The organism is Flavobacterium azizsancarii (assembly GCF_027980145.1).
Lineage (GTDB): Bacteria > Bacteroidota > Bacteroidia > Flavobacteriales > Flavobacteriaceae > Flavobacterium > Flavobacterium azizsancarii.
This window is the reverse complement of the sequence record NZ_JAMZNK010000010.1, coordinates 30,224-54,217: the sequence shown is the minus strand read 5'-3', so window position 1 is coordinate 54,217 and position 23,994 is coordinate 30,224. Positions and strand designations below refer to the sequence as shown.

Annotated in this window: 21 protein-coding genes; 5 read left to right on the top strand and 16 right to left on the bottom strand. The window is 34.1% G+C overall.

Features of this window, described 5'->3' with window-relative positions; genetic code table 11:
- The first annotated feature begins 411 nt into the window (after positions 1-411).
- Positions 412-1,605: an ADP-forming succinate--CoA ligase subunit beta gene (sucC, locus tag NJT12_RS08470; protein ID WP_271335448.1), complete on the top strand. Its 1,194-nt coding sequence runs from the start codon at positions 412-414 to the stop codon at positions 1,603-1,605.
- Positions 1,606-1,995: 390 nt separating this feature from the next.
- Here the strand turns inward: sucC and NJT12_RS08465 are convergent, their stop codons facing one another.
- Positions 1,996-2,799, bottom strand: coding sequence for a DUF5694 domain-containing protein (locus NJT12_RS08465; protein WP_271335447.1), 804 nt, complete (start codon positions 2,797-2,799; stop codon positions 1,996-1,998).
- Between the two features lie 219 nt (positions 2,800-3,018).
- Here NJT12_RS08465 and NJT12_RS08460 point away from each other — a divergent pair, with 219 nt between their 5' ends.
- Together NJT12_RS08460 and NJT12_RS08455 are read left to right on the top strand one after the other, a co-directional pair.
- Complete coding sequence (locus NJT12_RS08460; RefSeq protein ID WP_271335446.1) at positions 3,019-4,059, top strand: sensor histidine kinase; 1,041 nt, start codon at positions 3,019-3,021, stop codon at positions 4,057-4,059.
- Positions 4,060-4,062: 3 nt separating this feature from the next.
- Positions 4,063-4,767: a LytR/AlgR family response regulator transcription factor gene (locus NJT12_RS08455; protein WP_271335445.1), complete on the top strand. Its 705-nt coding sequence runs from the start codon at positions 4,063-4,065 to the stop codon at positions 4,765-4,767.
- Positions 4,768-4,912: 145 nt separating this feature from the next.
- Here NJT12_RS08455 and NJT12_RS08450 read toward each other — a convergent pair whose 3' ends face one another.
- The 3 genes from NJT12_RS08450 to NJT12_RS08440 form a co-directional block, all read right to left on the bottom strand.
- Positions 4,913-5,377 carry a DUF1456 family protein gene (locus NJT12_RS08450; protein WP_271335444.1) on the bottom strand — a complete coding sequence of 155 codons (465 nt, stop codon included), beginning with the start codon at positions 5,375-5,377 and terminating at the stop codon, positions 4,913-4,915.
- 289 nt (positions 5,378-5,666) lie between these two features.
- On the bottom strand, positions 5,667-6,695 hold the full coding sequence (locus NJT12_RS08445) for an aminotransferase class I/II-fold pyridoxal phosphate-dependent enzyme (protein WP_271335443.1): 1,029 nt from the start codon (positions 6,693-6,695) through the stop codon (positions 5,667-5,669).
- A 5-nt stretch (positions 6,696-6,700) separates the two neighbouring features.
- Positions 6,701-7,711, bottom strand: coding sequence for a dipeptide epimerase (locus tag NJT12_RS08440; protein ID WP_271335442.1), 1,011 nt, complete (start codon positions 7,709-7,711; stop codon positions 6,701-6,703).
- A 136-nt stretch (positions 7,712-7,847) separates the two neighbouring features.
- Between NJT12_RS08440 and NJT12_RS08435 the strand changes: the two genes are divergently transcribed.
- Positions 7,848-8,249, top strand: a complete 402-nt coding sequence (locus tag NJT12_RS08435) for an excinuclease ABC subunit B (protein ID WP_271335441.1) — start codon at positions 7,848-7,850, stop codon at positions 8,247-8,249.
- Here NJT12_RS08435 and uvrB read toward each other — a convergent pair.
- The 10 genes from uvrB to NJT12_RS08385 all read right to left on the bottom strand — a co-directional run bounded on the left by uvrB (position 8,246) and on the right by NJT12_RS08385 (position 21,326).
- Positions 8,246-10,237: an excinuclease ABC subunit UvrB gene (gene uvrB / locus NJT12_RS08430; RefSeq protein ID WP_271335440.1), complete on the bottom strand. Its 1,992-nt coding sequence runs from the start codon at positions 10,235-10,237 to the stop codon at positions 8,246-8,248. The genes NJT12_RS08435 and uvrB overlap by 4 nt on opposite strands.
- Before the next feature lie 392 nt (positions 10,238-10,629).
- Positions 10,630-11,568, bottom strand: coding sequence for an alpha/beta fold hydrolase (locus NJT12_RS08425; RefSeq protein WP_271335439.1), 939 nt, complete (start codon positions 11,566-11,568; stop codon positions 10,630-10,632).
- 269 nt (positions 11,569-11,837) lie between these two features.
- A complete protein-coding gene (rlmF, locus tag NJT12_RS08420; RefSeq protein ID WP_271335438.1) occupies positions 11,838-12,794 on the bottom strand; it encodes a 23S rRNA (adenine(1618)-N(6))-methyltransferase RlmF in 957 nt (318 codons plus the stop codon).
- Positions 12,795-13,057: 263 nt separating this feature from the next.
- Positions 13,058-13,720 (bottom strand): thiamine diphosphokinase, encoded by a 663-nt coding sequence (locus tag NJT12_RS08415; protein ID WP_271335437.1) that lies wholly within the window; start codon positions 13,718-13,720, stop codon positions 13,058-13,060.
- A gap of 213 nt (positions 13,721-13,933) precedes the next feature.
- A complete protein-coding gene (locus tag NJT12_RS08410; protein WP_271335436.1) occupies positions 13,934-14,389 on the bottom strand; it encodes a RidA family protein in 456 nt (151 codons plus the stop codon).
- A 130-nt stretch (positions 14,390-14,519) separates the two neighbouring features.
- Entirely contained in the window at positions 14,520-14,960 is a 441-nt protein-coding gene (locus NJT12_RS08405; protein WP_271335435.1) for a DinB family protein, read from the bottom strand.
- 153 nt (positions 14,961-15,113) lie between these two features.
- Positions 15,114-15,596, bottom strand: a complete 483-nt coding sequence (locus NJT12_RS08400) for a GyrI-like domain-containing protein (RefSeq protein WP_271335434.1) — start codon at positions 15,594-15,596, stop codon at positions 15,114-15,116.
- Between the two features lie 8 nt (positions 15,597-15,604).
- Positions 15,605-16,426, bottom strand: coding sequence for a DUF4249 domain-containing protein (locus NJT12_RS08395; protein WP_271335433.1), 822 nt, complete (start codon positions 16,424-16,426; stop codon positions 15,605-15,607).
- Between the two features lie 37 nt (positions 16,427-16,463).
- A complete protein-coding gene (locus tag NJT12_RS08390) occupies positions 16,464-18,845 on the bottom strand; it encodes a TonB-dependent receptor (RefSeq protein ID WP_271335432.1) in 2,382 nt (793 codons plus the stop codon).
- Between the two features lie 258 nt (positions 18,846-19,103).
- Positions 19,104-21,326, bottom strand: a complete 2,223-nt coding sequence (locus NJT12_RS08385) for an NADP-dependent isocitrate dehydrogenase (protein ID WP_271335431.1) — start codon at positions 21,324-21,326, stop codon at positions 19,104-19,106.
- Positions 21,327-21,729: 403 nt separating this feature from the next.
- On the opposite strand from NJT12_RS08385, the gene NJT12_RS08380 reads away from it, so the two are divergent.
- Positions 21,730-22,140, top strand: coding sequence for a helix-turn-helix domain-containing protein (locus tag NJT12_RS08380; RefSeq protein ID WP_271335430.1), 411 nt, complete (start codon positions 21,730-21,732; stop codon positions 22,138-22,140).
- A 531-nt stretch (positions 22,141-22,671) separates the two neighbouring features.
- Here the strand turns inward: NJT12_RS08380 and rplS are convergent.
- Together rplS and trmD are read right to left on the bottom strand one after the other, a co-directional pair.
- Positions 22,672-23,022, bottom strand: a complete 351-nt coding sequence (gene rplS / locus NJT12_RS08375) for a 50S ribosomal protein L19 (protein WP_271335429.1) — start codon at positions 23,020-23,022, stop codon at positions 22,672-22,674.
- Between the two features lie 266 nt (positions 23,023-23,288).
- Positions 23,289-23,972, bottom strand: a complete 684-nt coding sequence (gene trmD / locus NJT12_RS08370) for a tRNA (guanosine(37)-N1)-methyltransferase TrmD (protein WP_271335428.1) — start codon at positions 23,970-23,972, stop codon at positions 23,289-23,291.
- Between the last annotated feature and the right edge of the window lie 22 nt (positions 23,973-23,994).

Genomic DNA, 23,994 nt, shown 5'->3' with positions numbered 1-23,994 from the left:
GATATTTTTTCTACAAAAATAAAGATTTCGTTAAATATAATGTATTGGAATTGTAATTTGACTTACATTTTTATTGTAATACTAGAAAAACGCTTCTTAATTGATAATAATATTATATTAACCATTGCGAAATGATAAAATGACAACGGCTGTTAGAATATATTAAGAAAAATCGCCGTAAGCCTAATGAATACAGTGATGTATTTGTTAAATATCAAACGTTTTAGTGGTTTTCCGTTAATATTAACAAATTGTTTTGTTAACTATTTCTTGGTATTGAAAAAGAATAAACGTTTTGCAAATATCTCACACGTTTTTTAATTGAAAAAGATTTTACTATTCAGTTGAATTTTGCTACTTTTGTCGCACTTTTATTCTGAAATAAATTCAGAACCAGACAAATTCTATATTATGAACATACACGAATATCAAGGAAAAGAAATTTTAGCGAGTTACGGAGTACGCATTCAACGCGGAATTGTGGCTAACAATGCAGTCGAAGCTGTGGCTGCTGCAAAACAATTAACTGCCGAGACTGGTACAGGATGGCACGTAATAAAAGCACAAATTCACGCAGGTGGTCGTGGAAAAGGTGGTGGAGTTAAGCTAGCTAAAAACTTGCAACAAGTTGAAGAAATTGCTGAACAAATCATCGGAATGCAATTGATTACACCTCAAACTTCTGCTGAAGGTAAAAAAGTAAACAAAATTTTAGTAGCAGAAGATGTTTACTATCCTGGTGAAAGTGAAACTTCTGAATTTTATGTTTCTGTTTTATTGAATAGAGCTACTGGTCGTAACATGATTATGTATTCTACTGAAGGTGGAATGGATATTGAAGAAGTTGCTGAACACACTCCTCATTTAATTTTTACTGAAGAAGTTGATCCTTCTGTTGGATTACAAGGTTTTCAAGCAAGAAGAATTGCTTTTAACTTAGGTCTTTCTGGAAATGCTTTCAAAGAAATGGTGAAATTCATCGACTCATTATACAATGCTTACATTGGTTCTGATGCTTCTATGTTTGAAATCAACCCGGTTTTGAAAACTTCAGACAATAAAATTATGGCTGTTGATGCTAAAGTAAATATCGATGATAATGCTTTATACAGACAACCAAAATATGCTGAGATGAGAGATATCCGTGAGGAGAACCCAATCGAAGTTGAAGCTAAAGAAGTAGGATTGAACTATGTAGATCTTGACGGTACTGTAGGATGTATGGTAAACGGAGCAGGTCTTGCAATGGCAACTATGGATTTAATTAAATACGCTGGTTTTGAGCCTGCTAACTTCTTAGATGTTGGTGGAACTGCTGATGCAAAACGTGTTGAAACTGCTTTCCGTATTATCTTAAAAGATCCTAACGTAAAAGCAATTTTGATCAATATTTTTGGAGGAATCGTTCGTTGTGACCGTGTGGCGCAAGGAGTTGTTGACGCTTACAAAAATATGGGTGATGCTATTAAAGTGCCAATTATCGTTCGTTTGCAAGGAACAAATGCTGAAATTGCAAAAGAATTAATTGACAATTCAGGTATGCCAATTTTATCAGCTACTCAATTTCAAGAAGCTGCTGATCAGGTTAAAGCTGCACTTTCTTAATCAAATAAGAAATCAATTATATAGAAAATCCCTCCGATCATCGGAGGGATTTTTTTTTTGGAGTCATTTTAACTGGTGAGGATTTAACCGCAAAGATCGCAAGGATTTTTAATTATAAGGATCTTTATAAACGCAGAGTTCGCAAAGCTATACTTGATAAAGCTTGGCGATTTTTGAGAACATAGCCCGTGGTTTCAACCACGGGGACGCTACGGGATATACAAATTGTGATATGCGGATTGTGATATACATTGTGTCTCCGTGGTTGAAACCACGGGCTATATTTTACAACGGAATTTATTATTATACTTTTTTAAGGCATAAAATCCGCAAAGCTTTATTAATAAAACTTTGCGTAAACCCTTGCTTTCTTTGTGGTTAGATTCGTAACTATTTCAAAACGGTTGCCAATTCTATAATTTCAAATTCGGGATCATGTGCAACAAATTCTCTCAACATGGCCGTATGTCCCGCTCCCAATAAAACCATTATTTTATCGTCTTTGCTTTCTGTTAGTTTCTGGATTAGAGCATACATATAAAGATTTCTTCTGTACCATTCTGAAACTAAAAAAGCACCCACAAAATTATCTGTTTTACCGCCTTTATTCGCCGTTTCGAGATACCAGCCAATATTATCTTCATTGGACGCTTTTGTATTAATATCTAGAAGAAGTTCAGTTAAATTGTATTTAGCAATTTTTTTATTTTGATCTGTTTCATAATGTTTCATTGACTCTTCATTTTTTTTAATCAGGTCAAACTGATTGGCTGCTTCTATTCCCTTTACTAAACTATCATAAGGAAAGTCAGTGTCTTTATAATCAATTCCGTATAGCTTTTTGTGTTCTAATTTTTTAGCCGATCTTAATGCAACTTGTACAATTTCGCTGGCATTTTTATGGAGTAAACTATCCGTGTTTTTGTTATAGAATTTATCCAGTTTGTCCTGTTTTTGATAATTCCATTCTACAAAAATTTTATCAGGACCAAATTTTTTGATTTTATTGGTAATGTTTTCAAGCTCTTTCTGGCTCTTGTCTGTCATTACATTAAAGGTATTGATTTTGGCAACATCAAGCCCGGGATTTTCAAAATGGAAAGTTCCAAGCAGTAAGATTTGTTTCTTTTTTTGTTGAGCAGAAACGGTGTTGAATACAATTGTAAAAACTAATAGTAAAGCGATTTTTTTCATGATGATTGTTTTAAATTCATGACAAATGTAGAGCAGCTTTTCAGTTGGATTTTTAGTTTTTGATGAACACCACATTCCGGATTGCAAACAATGATAATTGGCTGGTAAAAAATTTCGTGTACTATTTTGGATAGTTCATCCAAGGAAATGACCATTTTATATAAATATAGTATTCATGTAAAGTCATAGTTGTATTTTTGAAATAATAACAACATCATTATGAAGTCAAAAATCCCGTTTTATTATCATGTTCTTCTTTTTTTAGGGCTATTTATACTTCTTTATCTGTGGGATATAGGAGTTAACAATCGTGGGTTAGATTCCGTTTTTAGTAGTTTGTATTTTGCATTTAATATCGGTTTCTTTCTGTCTATTTTCGTTGTTTATATTCTGAATTTCTATACCTTTTGTAATTGGTTTTTAAATAAAAAGAAAGCTTTTTTGTATTTATTGAGTATTCCGGTTTCATTAGTGATTTTTGCCGGCGTACGCTATTTTTTGCAAGAAGTTGTTATTTTTGAAATTACAGGAATTCATAATTATGGAGAGAAAGCGCGAGAAATAACCTATTACATCCGTGACAACTTTTTCTTTGGATTGCCATCTGTTATTTTAAGTGCTGTGAGTTACTTATTTTGGCAATTTCAAAATACCTACAAGCAAAATCAGCAATTAGTATTAGAAAATAAAAAAGCACAGCTTCAAATGCTAAAGTCACAAGTAAGCCCGCATTTTTTGTTTAATACACTTAATTCCTTCTACAGTCAGTTGATTCTGAAAGATGATAAAATGGCATCAGATATTTTAGTATTGTCAGATTTACTTCGTTATGTCATTACAGAGACAGAAAAAGAGGAGGTATTGCTCTCTAAAGAAATTCAGTTTCTACAAAATTATATTCATTTGCAGCAAAAACGATTTGAAGATCAGCTTTATTTAGATTTTGAAATTGAAGGAAATTTTTCGACTGAAAAAATCCTTTCTTCGGCATTAATACATTTTATCGAAAATGTTTTTAAACATACAAAACTTAATAATCCCGATGAAAAAGCCATTATTCTGATCAAAATAAAAGAAGGTTTTTTAGAACTTTTAACTTTTAATTATAATGTGGGAGGAGAGAATTATTCGTCGACCGGAATTGGTTTTGAAAACCTGACCAAACGATTAGAGTTTACTTATAAAGATCAATTTATACTCGAAAAAACAGCAGAAAATAATACCTTTAAAACCTATTTGAAAATACCACTAAAAAAATAATTTATGACCTTTAAATGTATCATTGTTGATGATGAACCGCCAGCAACCCGCATTCTCGAGAATTACATCGAAAAAGTATCTTTTCTGGAAAAGGTGGGAGTTTTCAATGATTCATTAAAAGCATTAGAGTTTCTGAATACACAAAGCGTTGATGTTATTTTTTTAGACATTCAAATGCCGCAATTAACAGGTTTACAGATTTCAAGGATAATTTCTAAAGATATTAAGGTCATTTTTACAACGGCTTATCCTGATTTTGCATTAGAAGGATTTGAATTAAATGCTATTGATTATTTATTGAAACCAATTGCTTTTGAACGTTTCTATCAGGCCGTTTCGAAGCTGAATTCCGACCCTAAAACAGAAGTTGTAATGAATAATTCATCTGATTTTATTTTCATAAAAACAGACGGAAAAAACAAATTTCAGAAGTTGTTTTTAGAAGAAATTTTATACATAGAAAGTCTTCAGAATTATGTTTGTATCCATACTCATAAACAACAAATTATCACCCATTCGTCTTTAAAAAATGTAATAGAATCATTGCCTGAAAAAGATTTTATTCAAATCCATAAGTCATTTATCGTTGCCTTAAAACAAATAGAATCTACGGATAGTTTTTCGGTTTTTATTAATGCAAAAGAATTGCCAATTGGAGCGACTTTTAAAGATGCTTTTTTTGATCGAATTGATCAGAATAAGATATAAAGAAAACCTAATCATTAATTTTATTTAACCGCAAAGTACGCCAAGTTTTTATCTCGGACTTATGCTGATAAACGCAAAGTTCGCAAAGCTTTATCAATAAAAACTTTGCGAACTTTGCGTAAAACCTTGCGACCTTTGCGGTTAATTATTTTTTATTCTTACCGTTTTTGTAAATCACTTTTTCTACAACCTGTACTTTAGGAGCAGTTTTAGTGTTATTCTTCTTGAAAGGTTTTTTAGCTGCAGGTCCTGATTTAGAAGGTGCTTTATCGCCTCTTCCTTTTTCAGCATCTTTTGCACTAGCTTTAAATTCAGGTCTTTCTTTCGTACTGTCTTTTTTAGGAATCTCTGCTTTATGTTTTGCTAAAACATCGTTTGGGTTTTTAGGATTTTCTTTCGTTCCTCTTAAATGAATTACCAATCCGTTTAAGAAATTACGTAAAACCTGATCGCCACATTCCATGTAATTTTCATGATCTTCGGCTCTAAAAAAAGCTCCCAATTCTGATTTTGTAATTCTAAAATCTACTAATTCTAAAATTTCAACTATTTGGTCGTCACGGAGCATCAAAGCCACGCGAAGTTTTTTTAGGATATCGTTATTTGTCATTTTTTGTTTTTTAATTTCAATTGTTTCAAGTTTCAAGTTCCCCAATCTTTGTCATTCATATAATAGAGGAATCTTCGCAATGTGAGCAAACAACGAAGATTGCTCTTTCGCGTGATAACAAACTATGCACTTATTTTCTACAAAGGTACGTTTTAAAACTAATTTGATTACAATTTATTCAGTTGTGCCTGGTTTTTTTGCCACGAATTACACGAATTTTTACTAATTGAAATTTACGCGCAATGCAATTCGTGAAAATTAGTGTAATTCGTGGCAACTTTTTTTGCTTTTACTTAAAATTAGAATTGTTTAAGATATTTACTAATTTATCTAAATCTTCGTGAAGATGATTGGCGGTAATCACTATTCGATTTAGGTTGTTAGCATTTTTCTGATATTTGAAATTGGCTATAATAATCTTATTTTCTTTTAATATTTCGATTAGATTGTCATTTTCTAAATAAATTAAAGGATAGGTTTTGTCAAATTTGATAGTGTCATTTTTGATTAACTTTTGATCAATATAATTCAGGTTTTCAATCAATTTTTGATGTTGATTTTTGTAAAGAACTGAAGCATCGGCCAGAGTCTGGACAAAAGCAGGATTCATTCCAGCAGCAGAAACAAAAGTGTCTTGTTCTTTTATTTGGTTGATAAAAGAAGCATCGCTTGCAATAACGCCACCGTTTAAGCCAAATGCTTTCCCCAAGGACGAAATCATGATTTTTTTTTTGATGGGAAGATCGATTTGTGAATAAATTCCACAGCCATCTCTGCCTAAAATTCCAAACGAATGCGATTCATCAATAAGAAGTGTAATTTCTTTATGATTAGGAATTGCTGCCAGCATTGATAAATCAACTGCCCGGGTTTGGAAAGACGGAACTCCATCAGTCAGAATTGTAATTCTTTCCGGTTGAGAATCCAGTAATCTCGGGTTTATTTTCTCGTTTATAAACAACGGTAAACTATTCGTTTTGATGGCAGTATGAATATCTGAAAAATGGAAAAATCGATCCGTGCTTTTATTCAGTATATCAATTACTAATTTGCCGGCGAGCATTCCGGACGAAACTGTAACGGCGCTTTCTGATTTTATATGTGTGGCTAAGAAAGTTTCGCCGCTCTCATAAGCCGTTAGATTTATATTGGCACTTCTGGAACTCCCGTAAGTAGTTCCCCATTTTCGTATGTTTTTAATCACCAATTCCTGAAATTCCTTATTTGTTGGTAATCCCAAATAAGCCGTTCCTCCAAAATACAAATATTCTTCGTGATCGATTTCGATAATTCTATCCGGAAACTGATTGACATTCATAACGTTTAGATTAAGGTAACTCCCGTTCCGTTAAGGTCAGAATAATGAATAACACCATCTTTTATTGTTACGCCGGTTGCAATATCTTCGGCTAAAAGCAAAGCACCATCCATATCAACATAATCTAGTTGAGGTAATAAATGTGCAATGGCAGAAATTCCCACCGTTGATTCCGTCATACAACCCACCATTGTTTTTAAACCGAGTTTTTTAGCTTCTTCGATCATACGTTTTCCCGGAGTTAATCCGCCACATTTTACCAATTTTACATTTACACCATGAAAATGGTTGAAACATTTGGCAACATCTTCTTCGATAATACAGCTTTCATCAGCAATTACAGGTAAAACTGAGTGTTTGAAAACTTCTTTATGCGCTTCCCAATTATCAGCTTTCATGGGTTGTTCCAAAAATTCTACGCCTAATTTTTTTAGTTCAATCGCATTATTAATCGTTTCCTCAACACCCCAGCCACAATTGGCGTCGATCCTAAAAATAGCATTCGTGTGTTTGCGGAGTTCTTTTACAATCGCAAGATCTTCTTTCGTTCCCAGTTTGATTTTGTAGATAGGCCACGGAAGTTCCTGCATTTTCGAAACCATTTTGTCTATAGAAGCAATTCCGATCGTATAATCAGTAAGCGGATTATTTGCGATATTATAATTCCATAATTCATATAATTTCTTGCCTTTTTTACGAGCATATAAATCATTATAAGCTAAATCTAAAGCGCATAAAGCAAACATATCGCCTTTTAAATAAGGATAGATTTTTGCCCAAAAAATATGGGGAGTTTCATTATCTGTAGTTTCAATAACAGTTCTGATTTTTTCTAAATCCTGCATCATTACCGGAACCGTTGTTTTGTAATACGGATTCGAAGTGGCTTCTCCAAAACCCGAAAAGCCATCACTTTTGAGTTCGACAATCAGTGAAGGCTGAAAATCAATAGATTCTCTTGAAATGGTAAAAGTATGTTTTAGTTTTAGATTGTATTCTCTTAAAATAAGTTTCATAGCGAGTTTGATTGCTTTTTATATTTCATATAAAATATTTGTTATCCACAACAATACAAAAGAGAAAGATCTGTAATCATGAGTTGTGTTGCGTTTTAGGTTTAAAAACAATATTTTAGCTAAAAATAATAAATTGATGAATACCGAAACAGAAAAGAGAAGTTTACTTTTAGAAATGATTGCTTTTTCTACCGTTGATGGGCAACTGCATAAAAGGGAGTATGATTTTTTGTGGCTGGTAGCTCAGGAATTGAGCATCGAGTATGTCGATTTTAAAGATTTATTTCATCAGGAGCATACTGCTCAAATTATAAAATCGGAGTTTCAGCGCATACAGCAATTTTACAGACTCGCTTTAATCATGTATTGTGATGGTATTTTGCACGAAAAAGAAGCCAAAGCAATTCAGCAAATTTCAATCGAAATGGGGTTGAACCCAAATGCAACCAAACGTGTTTTAGATTTGATGAAAAATGCTCCAAACGCAATAATAGACCCTAACGTTTTATTGAGAGTTTTTCAGGAACAACACAATTAAGCCAATTGTTCCTGTAGTTTTTTGATATCATCACGCAACTTAGCCGCTTGCAAAAAGTCCAGTTCTTTTGCCGCTTTCTCCATTGATTTTCGTTTTTCGCGAATCATTTTTTCTAATTCGGTTTTCGATAGATAAGCAGTTTCCGATTCGGCAGCGGCAGATAGAGTATGTCCTAACTCATATTCTACCAAAGGATTTTTAGTAAAGGCACTGTCAATCTTTTTATTCAGAGCTTGTGGTGTAATTCCGTGTTCTGTATTATAGTTAATCTGTTTAGTTCTTCGATATTCTGTTTCGTCCATTGTTCGTTGCATACTCGCCGTAACTTTATCCGCATACAAAATTGCCTTTCCGTTAAGGTTTCTTGCAGCACGACCAATAGTTTGTGTTAAAGACCTGTGATTACGAAGAAAACCTTCTTTATCAGCATCTAAAATTGCAACTAGCGAAACCTCTGGTAAATCAAGACCTTCACGAAGTAAGTTTACTCCAATAAGAACATCAAAAATACCTTTTCGTAAATCCTGCATAATTTCGATACGTTCCAGCGTATCTACTTCAGAATGTATATAACGACAACGAATGTTTACTTTAGTTAAATATTTTGCGAGTTCTTCGGCCATTCTTTTGGTCAGCGTGGTTACTAAAACTCTTTCGTCTAATTCGCAGCGTACCTGAATTTCTTCAATCAGATCATCGATTTGATTCAAACTGGGTCTTACTTCGATAATAGGGTCTAATAGTCCCGTTGGACGAATAATTTGTTCTACATAAACACCATCTGTTTTTTGTAATTCGTAATCTGCCGGTGTTGCAGATACATAAATTACCTGATTTTGTATGGCTTCAAACTCTTCAAATTTCAAAGGTCTGTTATCCATGGCGGCCGGTAAACGGAAACCGTACTCCACCAAATTTTCTTTACGGCTCCTGTCGCCTCCGTACATGGCGTGAACCTGAGAAACGGTTACGTGACTTTCGTCAACAACCATCAAATAATCACTTGGGAAATAATCTAATAAACAGAACGGTCTTGTTCCGGCCTGTCTTCCGTCAAGGTATCTGGAATAATTTTCGATTCCGGAGCAATACCCCAATTCACGAATCATTTCTAAGTCAAAATTAGTACGTTCTTCCAGACGTTTGGCTTCGAGGTGTTTTCCTATTTCTTTGAAATAATCGACTTGTTTAACCAAATCTTGCTGAATTTCCCAAATAGCGCCTTGCAAAACATCCGGAGAAGTCACAAACATATTAGCGGGATAGATAGTAAGTCTTTTGAATTTTTCTATAACTTGTGAGGTCTTCACATCAAATGATTCTATTTCTTCGATTTCGTCGCCAAAAAAGTGAATTCTGTAAGCGTCATCGGCATAACTTGGATATACTTCGACCGTATCGCCTTTGATTCTGAAAGTTCCCGGATTAAAATCGGCCTCGGTTCTGGCGTATAAACTCTGAACCAGACTATGAAGTAATTTAGTTCTCGAAATAACCTGATCTCTGCTTATTTCTATTACATTTTTTTTAAATTCAACCGGATTCCCAATACCATATAAACACGAAACAGAAGCGACAACCAAAACATCCCGACGTCCCGAAAGGAGGGAAGAAGTTGTGCTTAAACGCATCTTTTCGAGCTCTTCATTGATGGATAAATCTTTTTCGATAAAAACCCCTGTTACAGGCATAAATGCTTCGGGCTGATAATAATCGTAGTAGGAAACAAAATATTCGACCGCATTATTGGGGAAAAATTGTTTGAACTCAGAATATAATTGCGCTGCCAAAGTTTTATTGTGGGCCAAAACTATGGTTGGTCTTTGAACTTCCTGAATGACATTGGCTACCGTAAATGTTTTTCCGGATCCGGTAACGCCTAATAATGTCTGGTATTTTTCGCCATCGATCACACCTTGTGAAAGTTTTTCGATTGCTTGTGGCTGATCACCTTTTGGACTATACTCTGAGGATACTTGGAAATTCATTTTTGAAGGATGAAAAAATTAGTTTTGTAAAGATACAAAGTTTGAATTCTATATAAAAGGGTTGCCACGAATTACATGAATTGCCCGAATTTTTACGAATTGTCTTTTGTTATTATTAATTGAATTGGTATAATCCCTACGCGATATTCTGTGTGGTTATGGTTCTTTTATCAAAATTAAACTTCTAAAGGAGTTTTTTTATTAAACTTGTCATCTCGACGAAGGAGAGATTGCACAAGAAACTCGACAAAGATTGGCGAATATCTGAACGGAAATACTAGTGTGATCTATCCTTCGTCGAGATGACAAACTTTGTGAATACTTTCTGTGTTTACTCATGTACTCATGTCTTAACTTGATTGCATTAGTTGTAGGGAATATAACTTATTTGGCTATTCTAAAAAATCAATCATCGCATCATTTACAACTTTTGGCTGATCGATGGTTAAAAAATGTCTGGCATCTTTTATAACCTGAGTTTTACTGTTACTTACATATTTTTTGGCTCTTTCTAAACTCTCTTCAGAATTTATGACATCATGATCTCCAATTAAAACCAAAACAGGATTGGTAATCGATTTTAAATCATCATCTGAAAAGGGATGCATTTTGAACATACTTGAATTTGATTTAGCATATTTATTGGCCAAATAAAATTGCTTTTTATAAATGGGACTAATTTTTTCAGGATGTGCAGAAAATGTTTTTAGTGTTTTTCCGAATTTCTTTTCGCTTGGGAAAAGTTTCAGCATTAAAGCAGAAGTCGTTTTACCTACTTTGTCAATGAATTTAAAGGTTTGCGCCGGACTTAGCAACACTACTTTATCTATTGAATTTCCTTTTTGAGTGGCTAATAATGTGGCAATCCAGCCGCCGCGGGAAGCTCCAACAATATCAAATTTCTTTAATTTGTAATGGTCGAAAATTTCATTGTATAAAATTACAATTTCTTTTGATGAAAGTGATTTTGAAGCCAGAGTCGATTTTCCCGGTTCCATCATGAAATCAATTGCGTAAATGCGATGGTTTTTGGCTAATGGTTTAATATTTGGATACCACATGGTAGAGCTCGCATCCATTCCGTGAAGTAAAACCAGATCTTTTCCATTTTTTGGACCAGCCATAATAACGTGAGCCGTGCCGTAAGTGGTTTTTATGTCTTCCTCAGTATAAGGAATATCCCAAAGTTTTAAGGCTTTGTCGTAAGAGTTAATATAAGCTTGCTTTTCACTTTTTGTTTTAAAAACATAATCGTCAAATTTTGCTTTTTTAGTCGAAGAACAGCCTGTAAGTACAAGTAATAAGAGTATTCTGAAGTATGTTTTTGGCATAGTAATAAAATTCAATTTACTTTAAAGGTACGGAAATACACTATCGATAAAGTATCAGAATTTTATTTTAAAGTATCATAATTGTAATTTCTTGAATTTACTTTCCATTTTTCAATATTATTTTTAACCTCACTGTGAGAGTAAAAACTTCCATTTTTAATTTCTTTTTCAGAACATGCCAGCTCTTTATTGTATTGTTCCAAATCAATTTTTGAAATTTCAGAAACAGTGCTGTTTTTAGTTTTACTTATGATAATAGGATTTAATAGTTAAGAATTCTCAAACTTCCACGCCTTTTGCTGACTTTCGCTTAAAAAAGTCCAGGCAATGATTCGGCTGGTTTTTTGGCCTTGAGCCATATCAATAGTTTTTATCGAAGAAGCATTTACTTTATTAAGTGTTTTGTAAATGCTGGACAGGTTTTCTCTTTTTGAAACTAATGTAGTAAACCACAAACATTGCATAGCAAATTTTGAGCTTTCGTAAATCATTTGGGTAACAAAACCAATTTCGCCGCCATCGCACCATAATTCGGCATTGTGACCTCCAAAATTCAGTACAGGATTTGTTTTCTTTCTTTCCTTTGTCAGGTTCGAAATTTTGCGAAGGGTACTTTGATTTGCATCTTCAGCAGAAGAATGAAAAGGTGGATTGCACATCGTGAACGTAAAACGATCTTCGGGTGTGATGATGTTTTTGAATATAAAACGAGCTTCAGTTTGTTGCTGTAAACTGATGGCATCAATCAATTTTGGGTTTGCTTCGATGATTTTACTACAATTTTCAATTGCATTTTCGTCGATATCCGTTCCTACGAAACTCCAATCGTAAATTGCATTTCCTAAAATAGGATAGATACAATTGGCACCTGTACCAATATCTAAACCTAAAACCGAAGATCCTTGAGGGATAACTCCGTTATTGGTTTCGGCTAATAAATCAGCCAGATAATGAATATAATCAGTTCGGCCAGGAATTGGCGGGCAAAGATAATTTTTAGGAATATCCCAGTCTTGTATATCGTAATAGGTTTGTAGTAAGGCTTTGTTAAGCGCTTTTACAGCCAAAGGATTACTGAAATCTATGGTTTCAATTCCGTGAATATTTATTGCAACGAATGGTTTTAATTCAGGACAATTCGTAATAAGAAGTTCGAAATCATAGTGGGAACGGTGAAGATTTCGAGGATGTAAATTATTTTTTTCGGAATTGTCTGTTTCTTTCATTTTGTAAATTTCCGTGCAAAGATAGTCATTCCTTTCTTAGTCTCAGTCGGTTTAAAATTCCAATGTTTAAAATCTAAATTCCAATAAAAAAAAATCCAAATTCCAAATGCGAATTAATGTAAGGGTAAGTGATTTTTTTAGAGATTTTAAACTATGTTTCTATGTGCTAATTTTTCTCGCAGATTTTAAAATAATTTAGCTGATGTACACAGATGATCATTCAAAATTTGATCTTCTATAATCTGCGTGAAACAAAATTTTTTTTAATCCATGCACTCCATCAACAATAAATCGCCCTCGTTATGGGTAATGCTGACTAAACCGTCCTGAAGAACAGAATTGCTGCTTCCGGTTCGATAACCAATTGTTAAGGTATCGTCTTTTAGAGGATATAGTAAATTGGTAGAATTAATTCCGTTGACAACACCAATGGGAATCAAAGAAATAGGTGTTTTTGCGGTGTACCATTTCTCGAATTTGTTAGGCAGCAAGAATATTTTAGAATGATCGTCGAGAATAACAATTTTAATCAGATTGCGGTAACGAACGATATTAGTAAGGTTTGTAATGGTATGATCGGCGCGTTTTCCCGTGGCCCAAACTACGTTTACGGCAGGGATTTTTCGCGCGATTAAATAATCGAAAGCTTTCTCTAAATCGGTTTTGTCCTGATCCGGAGTGTGTACAATTTCTATTGGATATTGAGATGTTTTGTAGATTTCAGGATCAAAGCCATGATCGAAATCTCCTAAAAGTACATCGACTTTTATACCTAATTCAACAACTCTTTCCATGGCAGAATCCAATACGATCACAAGTGGCGACCATTCGAGCAATTGTCCTAATAATTCAGGATTACATGCTGCTCCGTTGGCAATAATTAAAGCGGGTTCCTGGTCGTCGCGTACGATATGGTGTGAAGACATTTAGATTTTTGATTTGAAATGTGCTGCAAAGGTACGAAAGTTATAAGTTTTTTATTTTACCATTAAGAGATTAAGAAAGTTTAGTTGGCTGGCTTAATATCCTAATGGTTGTATTTTTTTTACCACAGATTATTAAGATTAAAAGAATTTTCAAATGGTTTGCTTTTTAGAATAGCAACCTAACTTTCTTAATATCTTAATGGTGAAATTTTTTTATTTTGCCTTGAAAGCGATAGCATCAACTTCGATTAGCATTCCGTCGATAGCTAATTTAGGAACGGGAATTAAAGTACTTGCCGGAAATGGATTGTTTTTCCAAACTTTTCTGATTTCTTCGTTCCATATTTTTAGTTTTTCAGGAGAATGATCTACAATCAGAATGGTTATTTTTATAATATTCTCCGGTTTTAGTTTGTAGCTATCGAGAACCGTGACTATGTTTTGTAAGGCAATCTGAGTTTGCTCTCTAAAATTATTACTTAATGTATGTTCTTTTCCTGCTCCGCCACTTTGCCCTGAAATGTAAACCAATTCTCCAGGAGCAGAAACCGATGATGCGTGACTAAATCCATAAGGAGTTGGATCGAATAGGGATTCTGGATTTTTGAATGTTTGTGCTTTTGTAGTAAACGCGCAAAGTGAAAATAGGCTAAAAAGTAAATGTTTCATGTTTTCGAAATATTGAATTAATTATTTGCAAAGTTTGCTTAATTCTAACTTCTAAACCTGTACATATGTTGAGGTTTTTTTCAGTCGCAGTTTTCAGTCTCGGTGCTTACTGTAAACTGAGACTAAAAACTTAAAGTAGCCTTCGATGGTAATTGATTTGTCCTAAATGATAGGCCAAATGTGTGGAGAGATGCACTAAAAAGAATCCTGTTGTCATCTCTTTTTCGAACACAATTTGTGGATAAATGTTTTCCAGATCATCTTCGGTTAAACTGTCAAGCGTATTATTTACGACCAGAATAGTGTCGTCAATTTTGGTAATTAGCTCAGTTTTTGGAATATCTTTTAAGGAAAACTCTAAAGGACGATCACGGACATAACCTGTTTTGCCTATTTCGGCTCCAATATAAGTATTGATGTTCCCGATAAGATGTAAACAAAGATTTCCTCCGGAATTTGAAATACCTTTATCAATTGCCCAAAGTTTGCTTTCATCATGATACAATTCTATCTCGACTTTTAATTGGTGGAGATCTCGGTTGAAAAGAGATTTTAAGGTTTCAATTAGCATAACGTTTTTTTTTTTTTTTTTTGCCACAGATTTTAATGATTAATCCGGATTTCTTTTAATTAAAATAATTATAAATGGAACTTAGTACGATTTAATAATAATGTTATTGTTTTGATAATCTGTGTTTAATCATTAAAATCTGTGGCAAAAAAGTTAAGCTTTAGGCGTTATCGGAATCCAGATTTCTTCTTCAGAATCCGGATCTTCTTTTTTGTATTGATCACCCATTACTGCAAAATGCGGTCGTTCGTCTACGGTATATCTTGAATTGGGTAGCCATTCGACAAAAATAGAATGATAAGTTTTGTGTCCTTCGCTTTGTGGGCCTTTATGAACAAAGACTGCGTACAATCCGGTTGGGATAATTAAAGTTTCCATTTCTGGCGGGACTTTATCAAAATCAGAAACTTCGACAGCTGCCCATTTTTGGAAGCTGTTGTTAGGATCAAAATTATTAAAATGTCCATCAGGAAAAACTTCAAGCGAATATAAATTAGAGTCAATCGAATTCTTGATCTCTTTACGTTTTGGCATAAAAGAACTCCACAACTGGAATGTTTTATTTTCGATAAACGACATTACGATATGTTTACCAATTAATTTTTTTTCTGGTAATATTTCAATTCGGGCTTCCATTGTACTGATTATTGAATAGTGTATTTTTTATAATCTGTTTCGCTAAGTGAAAAATAACCTAACGGATAATTGGCCTTATCTATTGTGTTGATGATATTTCCTTTTACCGTAGCGGGTGGGGATTGAAATGGTCCGCCAACATTACTTCCCGCAATACTTACTAAAATGCTCATATAATTATAATATTGTTTTGAGATTCCGTAATGTGTGATTTCGACTTCATTTCCAATTTTTAAATCATCATCATCTGATTTACTAAAATACTCATTTCCCTGAAAGAATTTATCTTCACCCACATAATAGGTCGAGGTCACTTTATTTGAGTAGCCGTATTTGTATAAGTAGAAATTATCAGCATCCGGAGGATCGTTATAAAATGCTCTGATTTCGATTTCATCTCCTGTAAAACCACCTTCGTTATTTTGTTCTATACGGGTTATTGGCGCAACAGATTTCATTATTTCAGTGGCTGTATAAGTAATTCCTTTGTTGATGACAGTCAAAGTATAAGTCTCGTCAATTACCGGGTTGAAGTTGGTGCAAACATATCTTCCTGTTTTGGTTACTTCTATAAAATTGAATTGGTCGTTGTGGCTGTTTTTTATAAAAATGGTTGCCCCGGAAACTGTCGGAATCACATTTTCGAAATAACCGGTCGTTGTACTCAGTTTTATAGTTTGCTGTTTTCCTGATGTTCCTTTTTGCCAGTTTATAGCAGCTTCGATTACCAATTTTGGCGGAGCAGTATCGAGATCAACGTCGACAACTTCTTCGCAGCTGGTAAAGAAAATCGAAAATAAAAGTACAAAGAATAAGGTCGCTTTTTTCATGATATATTTTTTGTTTCCTTTTTGAAGAAAATGATTCTTAAAATTTAAAATTATAACTAACCGCAGGAACCATCCCAAAAATAGAAGTTTGTACTGCTTCATTTGCACCTGTATCAACGTTCTGACGGAAATTGATCGAAGCGGCATTATGGCGATTATACAAGTTGTAAATGCTAAAAACCCATTCGCCTTTCAGTTTTCTGTCTTTGTTTTTTCTAGGCGTTAAAGTTGCCGAAACATCTAAATGGTGATACGCAGGCAGGCGATTTTCGTTTCTTGATCCATAACTAGGAACCGTAATTCCTAAATATTCGTACTGACCGTTTGGATACGTAACAGGCTGACCGGATTGTAGCGCAAAGTTAGCACCAAAAGACCATTTCTCGTTTAAAGTATAAGCACCTGTCACTGCTAAATTATGTGTTTTATCATAAGCAGAACTGTACCATTGTCCATTATTGATACCTGTTTCTTCAGGAGTTCTTCCCGGCGTTTGTTGTTGTGATTTTGACAGCGTATAAGAGATCCAACCGTTTAGTTTGCCTTCATTCTTTTTCAGCATAAATTCAACCCCGTAAGAACGCATTCTTCCGTTTAGGATTACTTGCTCGATAGCGTCATTGGCAATCAAATCAGCACCATCGATATAATCCAGTCTGTTTTGAATTTTCTTGTAATACGTTTCAACTTCTACAGAATACGCGCCGTTATTTATGTTTCTAAAATAACCCAATGCCACCTGATCTGCAATTTGTGGTTTGATATAATTGTCACTTGGCATCCAGACATCAAGAGGAGTAGGAGATGAGGTGTTTGATATTAATTGAAGGTATTGCGCCATTCGGTTATAGCTGGCCTTAATCGATTGATCATCATTTAGTTGGTAAGAAGCAGAAAAACGGGGTTCTAAATTATTGTAATTTTGAATTTCCTTGTTTTTGCCAAAATATTTGGTAGATGTTGGTATTGCTTTTTCGTAAATCTGCATGTCAGTATTGAAGATCACAGGTTCATTATTATCGTAATAATTAATTGTCGAAGCTCCTAAACGATAAAATAAACTGTAACGCAATCCGTAAGAAATCGTAATCTTTTTCGAAATTTGATTTTCTGCTTCTATATAAACAGAGGGCTCAAAAGCATATTTTCGATCTAATTGGTCCGGGTTGATTCCTGAAGTTTCATTACTTGGTTTAATAGTTCCGGGATTGAATTCGTAATAGATTCCGTTTACACCATAGTTTAATTTGAATTTATCAGAAATATAGTTCTTGAAATCATATTTGATGTTGTAATTTTTGATTCCCGAATCCCATTTGAAACCTACGAAATCCAGATCAAGACCATAATAGTAATCACTGTAAATTAAGGATAGATTCGCAAACAATTTATCAGAATATAAATGATTCCAACGCAGGTTCAAAGTAGAGTTTCCGTAGATATTCGTAAAACTTTTGTTCAGGCTGAACACGTCACGACCAAAGTAACCGGATAAATACAAACTGTTATTGTCGTTTAGTTTATAACTTAATTTTGTGTTTAAATCATAAAAATAGGCCGAGTTGTCTTTTTGTTTTTCTGACAGTTTCAGGAATAAATGGGCATATGAAGCTCTTCCTCCAATTAAGAAAGAACCTTTGTCTTTTACAATTGGACCTTCAGCAAGAAGTCGGCTTGAAATTAATCCAATTCCTCCATTTACATGGAATTCTTTACTATTTCCGTCTTTTTGATAAATATCCAATACAGATGAAGCCCTTCCGCCATATCGAGCGGGAATTCCGCCTTTGTATAATTTTAAATCTTTTATAGCATCAGGATTAAAAACAGAGAAAAAACCAAAAACGTGAGAAGAGTTAAAGATCGTTGCTTCGTCTAATAAAATTAAATTCTGATCAGCTCCACCACCACGAACATTAAATCCAGAAGCACCTTCGCCTGCATTCGTTACTCCCGGAAGTAGTAAAATCGATTTAAGGACATCGACTTCCCCCATAACAACGGGCATTTTTTTTATGGCAGCAATAGAGAGTTTATTGGCACTCATTTCAGGCGACTTGATATTGATTTTGCCTCTGTTGTCTTTTATTACAACTTCCTGAAGCTCTTCGCCACCTTCCTTTATCCCAAAATTTGTTTTTGTATTTTGATTTAAGATAACTTTTTTGTGGATTGTCTGGTACCCCACATAACTAATTTCAATTTCATGTTCGCCTTTAGGAACCGTTAGAGAATAAAAACCATATTCGTTGGTGGTTGTTCCTATTTTTAAAGCAGGAATGTAAACATTTACGCCAATTAAAGTTTCGTTGTTTTTAAAGTCAGTGATTGTTCCGCTTAAAGTAAATTTTTCCTGAGAAAATGAAGTTAAAGTTGTTAATAGGAAGATGAGAATAATGCCAATTTTTTTTGTAATCATTGTCTTGTATTTGAAGCACATAGTTAATAATTCTTACTAAATATTAATGCGTAACGATTGTTAAACATTAGTTAAGAATATTCTATTATTGTTACAGGCTTTTGATCCTTTAATTAGTTTGCTTATAAATTCTCGATAGATTATTCTGAAAGGCAAAAAAAAGACAACCGTTTAAAGTTGTCTTTTTATGAAGGTTCAAAGGTTTCTCTCTAGAGACGAATAGTGTTGCGTCTTTATTTGATTGTCCTTAAAATCTTATTATTTTATTTCAGCAACAATTGCGTTAAATGTTGTACTAGGACGCATTGCTTTGCTTACTAAATCAGGAGTTGGCTGGTAATAACCACCAAGAGTTTGAGGTTTTCCTTGTGCACCAATTAGTTCATCATTGATTTTTGTTTCGTTAGCTTCAAATTGAGCAGCAATAGGAGTAAAGATCGCTTTTAATTCAGCATCTTTATTTTGAGCTGCCAAAGCTTGTGCCCAATAAAAAGCAAGATAGAAATGAGAACCACGATTGTCGATCTGACCTACTTTACGGGCAGGAGATTTATCGTTTGCTAAGAATTTATCGTTTGCTTCATCTAAAGTTTCAGATAAAACAATTGCTTTAGAGTTGTCTAAAGTTTGTCCTAAATGCTCTAAAGAAGCACCAAGAGCAAGAAATTCTCCTAATGAATCCCAACGTAAATATCCTTCTTCTGTAAATTGCTCAACGTGTTTTGGGGCAGAACCTCCAGCACCAGTTTCAAACAATCCACCACCATTCATTAACGGAACGATTGATAACATTTTAGCTGAAGTTCCTAATTCTAAAATTGGGAATAAATCAGTTAAGTAATCACGTAAAACGTTTCCTGTTACAGAGATAGTGTCTAAACCTTTGATGATTCTGTCTAAAGTAAATTCAGTTGCAGCAATTGGGTTAAGGATACGGATATCTAGATTTACGGTATTGTAATCTTTTAAATATTTTTGAACTTTTACGATCAATTCTCTGTCATGCGCTCTGTTTTCGTCTAACCAGAAAACAGCAGGAGTATCAGATAAACGAGCTCTGTTTACAGCTAGTTTAACCCAGTCCTGAATAGGAGCGTCTTTAGCCTGACACATTCTAAAAATGTCATTAGCCTCAACGTTCTGCTCCATTAACACAGTTCCTTTATTATCAACTACACGAACAACTCCGTCCGCTTTTACCTGGAAAGTTTTGTCATGAGATCCGTATTCTTCAGCTTTTTGAGCCATCAAACCTACGTTAGGAACACTTCCCATTGTTTTTGGATCAAAAGCACCGTGTTTTTTACAGAAATCGATAGTTGCAGTATAAATTCCAGAATAAGCACGATCCGGAATAACAGCGATTGTATCTTGTTGTTTCCCTTCTTTATTGTACATCTGTCCAGAAGTACGAATCATTGCCGGCATAGAAGCATCAACAATAACATCAGATGGAACGTGTAAGTTTGTAATTCCTTTATCAGAATTTACCATTGCAAGAGCTGGTCCGTTTTCGATCGCTTTAGTAATGTCAGCTTCGACAGCAGCTTGCTCAGGTCTTCCCGCAATTTTTGCGTAGATATCACCTAAACCGTTTCTTGTATCTATATTTAATTCAGAGAATAAAGTGGCGTATTTTGTAAAAAGATCAGCAAAATATACTTCAACGATAGCGCCAAAGATAATTGGATCTGAAACTTTCATCATTGTAGCTTTTAAATGCACAGAAAGTAAAACTCCTTCTTTTTTAGCATCAGCAATAGCGTCAGCAACAAAGCTTTTTAGAGCTTTTAAATGCATTACAGAACTGTCGATTATTTCACCTGCCTTAAGCGGAGTACTTGCTTTAAGAACAGTTGTTGTGCCATCTTTTGCTACGAATTCGATCTTTACATCATTTGCTTCTGCTACAGTAAGTGATTTTTCGCTTCCGTAAAAGTCACCATCAGGCATAGAAGCTACTTTTGTTTTAGAATCAGCAGACCATGCACCCATTGAGTGTGGATTTGCTTTTGCAAAGTTCTTAACTGCTCTTGGAGCTCTACGGTCAGAGTTACCTTCACGTAAAACAGGATTTACAGCAGAACCTAAAACTTTAGCATATTTAGCTTTAATTTCTTTTTCAGCATCATTTTGTGGATCTTCCGGGAAATTAGGAATTTTGTAACCGTGAGACTGTAATTCTGCAATTGCAGCTTTTAATTGTGGTACTGATGCAGAAATATTTGGTAATTTGATGATATTAGCTTCAGGTTGTGTCGCTAATTGACCCAATTCAGCCAAAGCATCTCCAGTTTTTTGAGCATCTGTAAGAACATCAGGAAAATTTGATAAAATTCTACCTGCCAAAGAGATGTCTCTCGTTTCAATTGCAATACCAGCTGTAGCAGTAAATGCCTGAACAATAGGTAAAAAAGAATAAGTCGCTAACAATGGCGCCTCATCAGTTAAGGTGTAATAGATTTTTGAATTCTGTGTCATTTTTTTTTTTTTTTTTATAATCGTATCGCCAAGATGTAGCGATGTAAAAGGTATAGTCGGCTCAGAATGAGCGGAGCAAATATAATAAAAACAGTTCGAAAACGGTGTAGTATTCCGGAGAAAAACTGAAATTATCAGATTGTTATTTCGAGGTCGTTAAATTGTCAAATCGATTATTTTGATCCTAAAAAATTATGGTTTTGATGAATCAGAGGTAAAAGTGAAAGATTCCGAAAGAGGAAAAGGCTGAAAGTTATAAAAATCCATTTTAGCTTTGGTGGTTTTTGTCTGAAAAGTTGTATTTTTGACTCAAATGCAATAAACATATAACAAATGTGAAATACATTGTTTAATATGTTTTTTACTTGTTGTTTATTATTAAGCTTAATCATTTCTTTGAATTATGAGCACACTTATAAAACCAAATCATATAGGGCGAAAAATTAGCCGTATTAGTGAACTTCGTGATATGAAACAGGAAGCTTTGGTACAAGCTTTAGGAACAAACCAACAAGCTATATCTGCTATTGAAAATAGTGAAACTATAGACGAACAAAAACTTGCAGAAGTTGCAAAAGCACTTGGCGTAACCGTTGAAGCAATTAAAAGTTTTTCAGAAGAAAATATGATTAGTTATTTTAATAGTTTCCAAGACAATAGTATCAATAATGGTAATTTTGCAAATAATCATTGTACTTTCAATCCATTGGATAAATTAATTGAAACTTTTCAGGAAAAAGAAAAGCTTTACGAGCGTTTACTGCAAGCTGAAAAAGATAAAATCGAATATTTAGAAAAACTATTGAATAAATAGAATATCAATTTTTCATTAAAATACAAACCGATGCTTTAATAAGTGTCGGTTTTTTTATTTTGGGCGTGTCCCGCCGAAAGAGGCGGCTCGGGCTATCCGCTGCAAGTCCTCGCACTTCCTTCGTCATGCTGTGGGCTTTCCACTTCTATCCCTCACGTTAGGCACTAAATATTGGTAGTTAATAAAAATCGTAATAAATCTAGCGTGCAGTAGGTACGCAATAGTTACGATTTTGTTGCGTAACTACGGCACGCCCGTATTTCTAATGTATATTATCTACCAATATTTAGTGCCTAACGGCACATTTCAATTCTTGGTTCGCATTGTTCTAATTATCAATACTAAAAAGCTTTTATGTAAATGATTGCCTTAGCCCCGATAGAAGTGGAAATCCTTTTGCTTTTTTCTTTAAAAAGCAAAAGATTGTAACGAATAGCGGGATTAGCTCCTGAAAATTTTAAAAATCAGGCACAAAAAAAAGCTCGTTTCAAATAAATGAAACGAGCTTTTTTATAACAAATCGATAAATGATTATCTTCTTTTATCTTTAATCTTAGCTTTTTTACCAGTAAGTTCTCTGAAGTAGAAAATTCTAGCTCTACGAACAGCTCCTTTTTTGTTGATTTCAACTTTCTGTAAAGCTGGTAAGTTTACTGGGAAGATACGCTCAACTCCAACAGCTCCAGACATTTTACGGATAGTAAAAGTTTCTGTGTTACCAGAACCTCTTCTTTGAATAACAACTCCTTTAAAAAACTGAGTTCTTGTTTTTTCACCCTCTTTAATTTCGTAGTAAACTGTGATAGTATCTCCAGCTCCGAAAACAGGGAAATCTTTTTTAGCAACTAATTCGGTTTGAACGAATTTCATTAAATCTGCCATGATATCTTGTAATTATGGTTTTTGTATAGAGCAACATTCACGGATCTCGCCAGAGGTTAGTCTAATTCGGGTGCAAAGATAAAAAAAAAGTTTAAAGTTTAAAGTTTTTCTTGTTTAAAGTTTTTAGACTTTATAATTAAATTTGCAATATAAAATTTAAAGCTAGGTTTCTAATTTTCAGTTAGATAAAGTTAAAGTTTTATTGGTTTTAAATTTGAATTTAGGTTTTAAGAAACCTGAAACAAAAATAACCCAAAAACCTGAAACTAATCTTGTCCTTCGAGAAGATCTGGTCGTCTGTTTTTAGTATGTTCATACGCCATATCTTCGCGCCATTTATCAATTTTGGCAAAATGGCCGCTTGTTAAAACATCAGGAACTTTCCATCCTTTATAATCTGCGGGTCTTGTATATATAGGTCCTGAAAGTAAATTATCCTGAAAACTATCTGTCAATGCAGATGTTTCATCACTTAAAACACCCGGAATTAATCGGATTAAAGCATCAGATAAAACCAGAGCGCCTAATTCTCCTCCGGATAAAACATAATCGCCAATCGAAATTTCCTTAGTAATAAAGTGATCACGAACACGTTGATCTACACCTTTATAATGTCCGCATAAAATGATAATGTTTTCATACATCGACATTGTATTGGCCATTTTTTGATTCAGAGTTTCTCCGTCAGGCGACATATAGATTATCTCGTCGTATTCACGCTCACTTTTTAGATGTGTGATGCAAGCATCAATGGGTTGAACAGTCATTACCATTCCGGCGCCACCTCCAAAGGGATAATCGTCGACACTTTTTTGTTTGTTTGTAGTGTAATCTCGTAAATTATGAAAATGTACTTCGACAAGACCTTTGTCTATGGCACGTTTCATAATCGAAGCTTCAAAAGGACTTCTTAAAAGTTCAGGCAAAATCGTTACAATGTCAATTCGCATTTTTTTTTGTTCAATAGTTCTA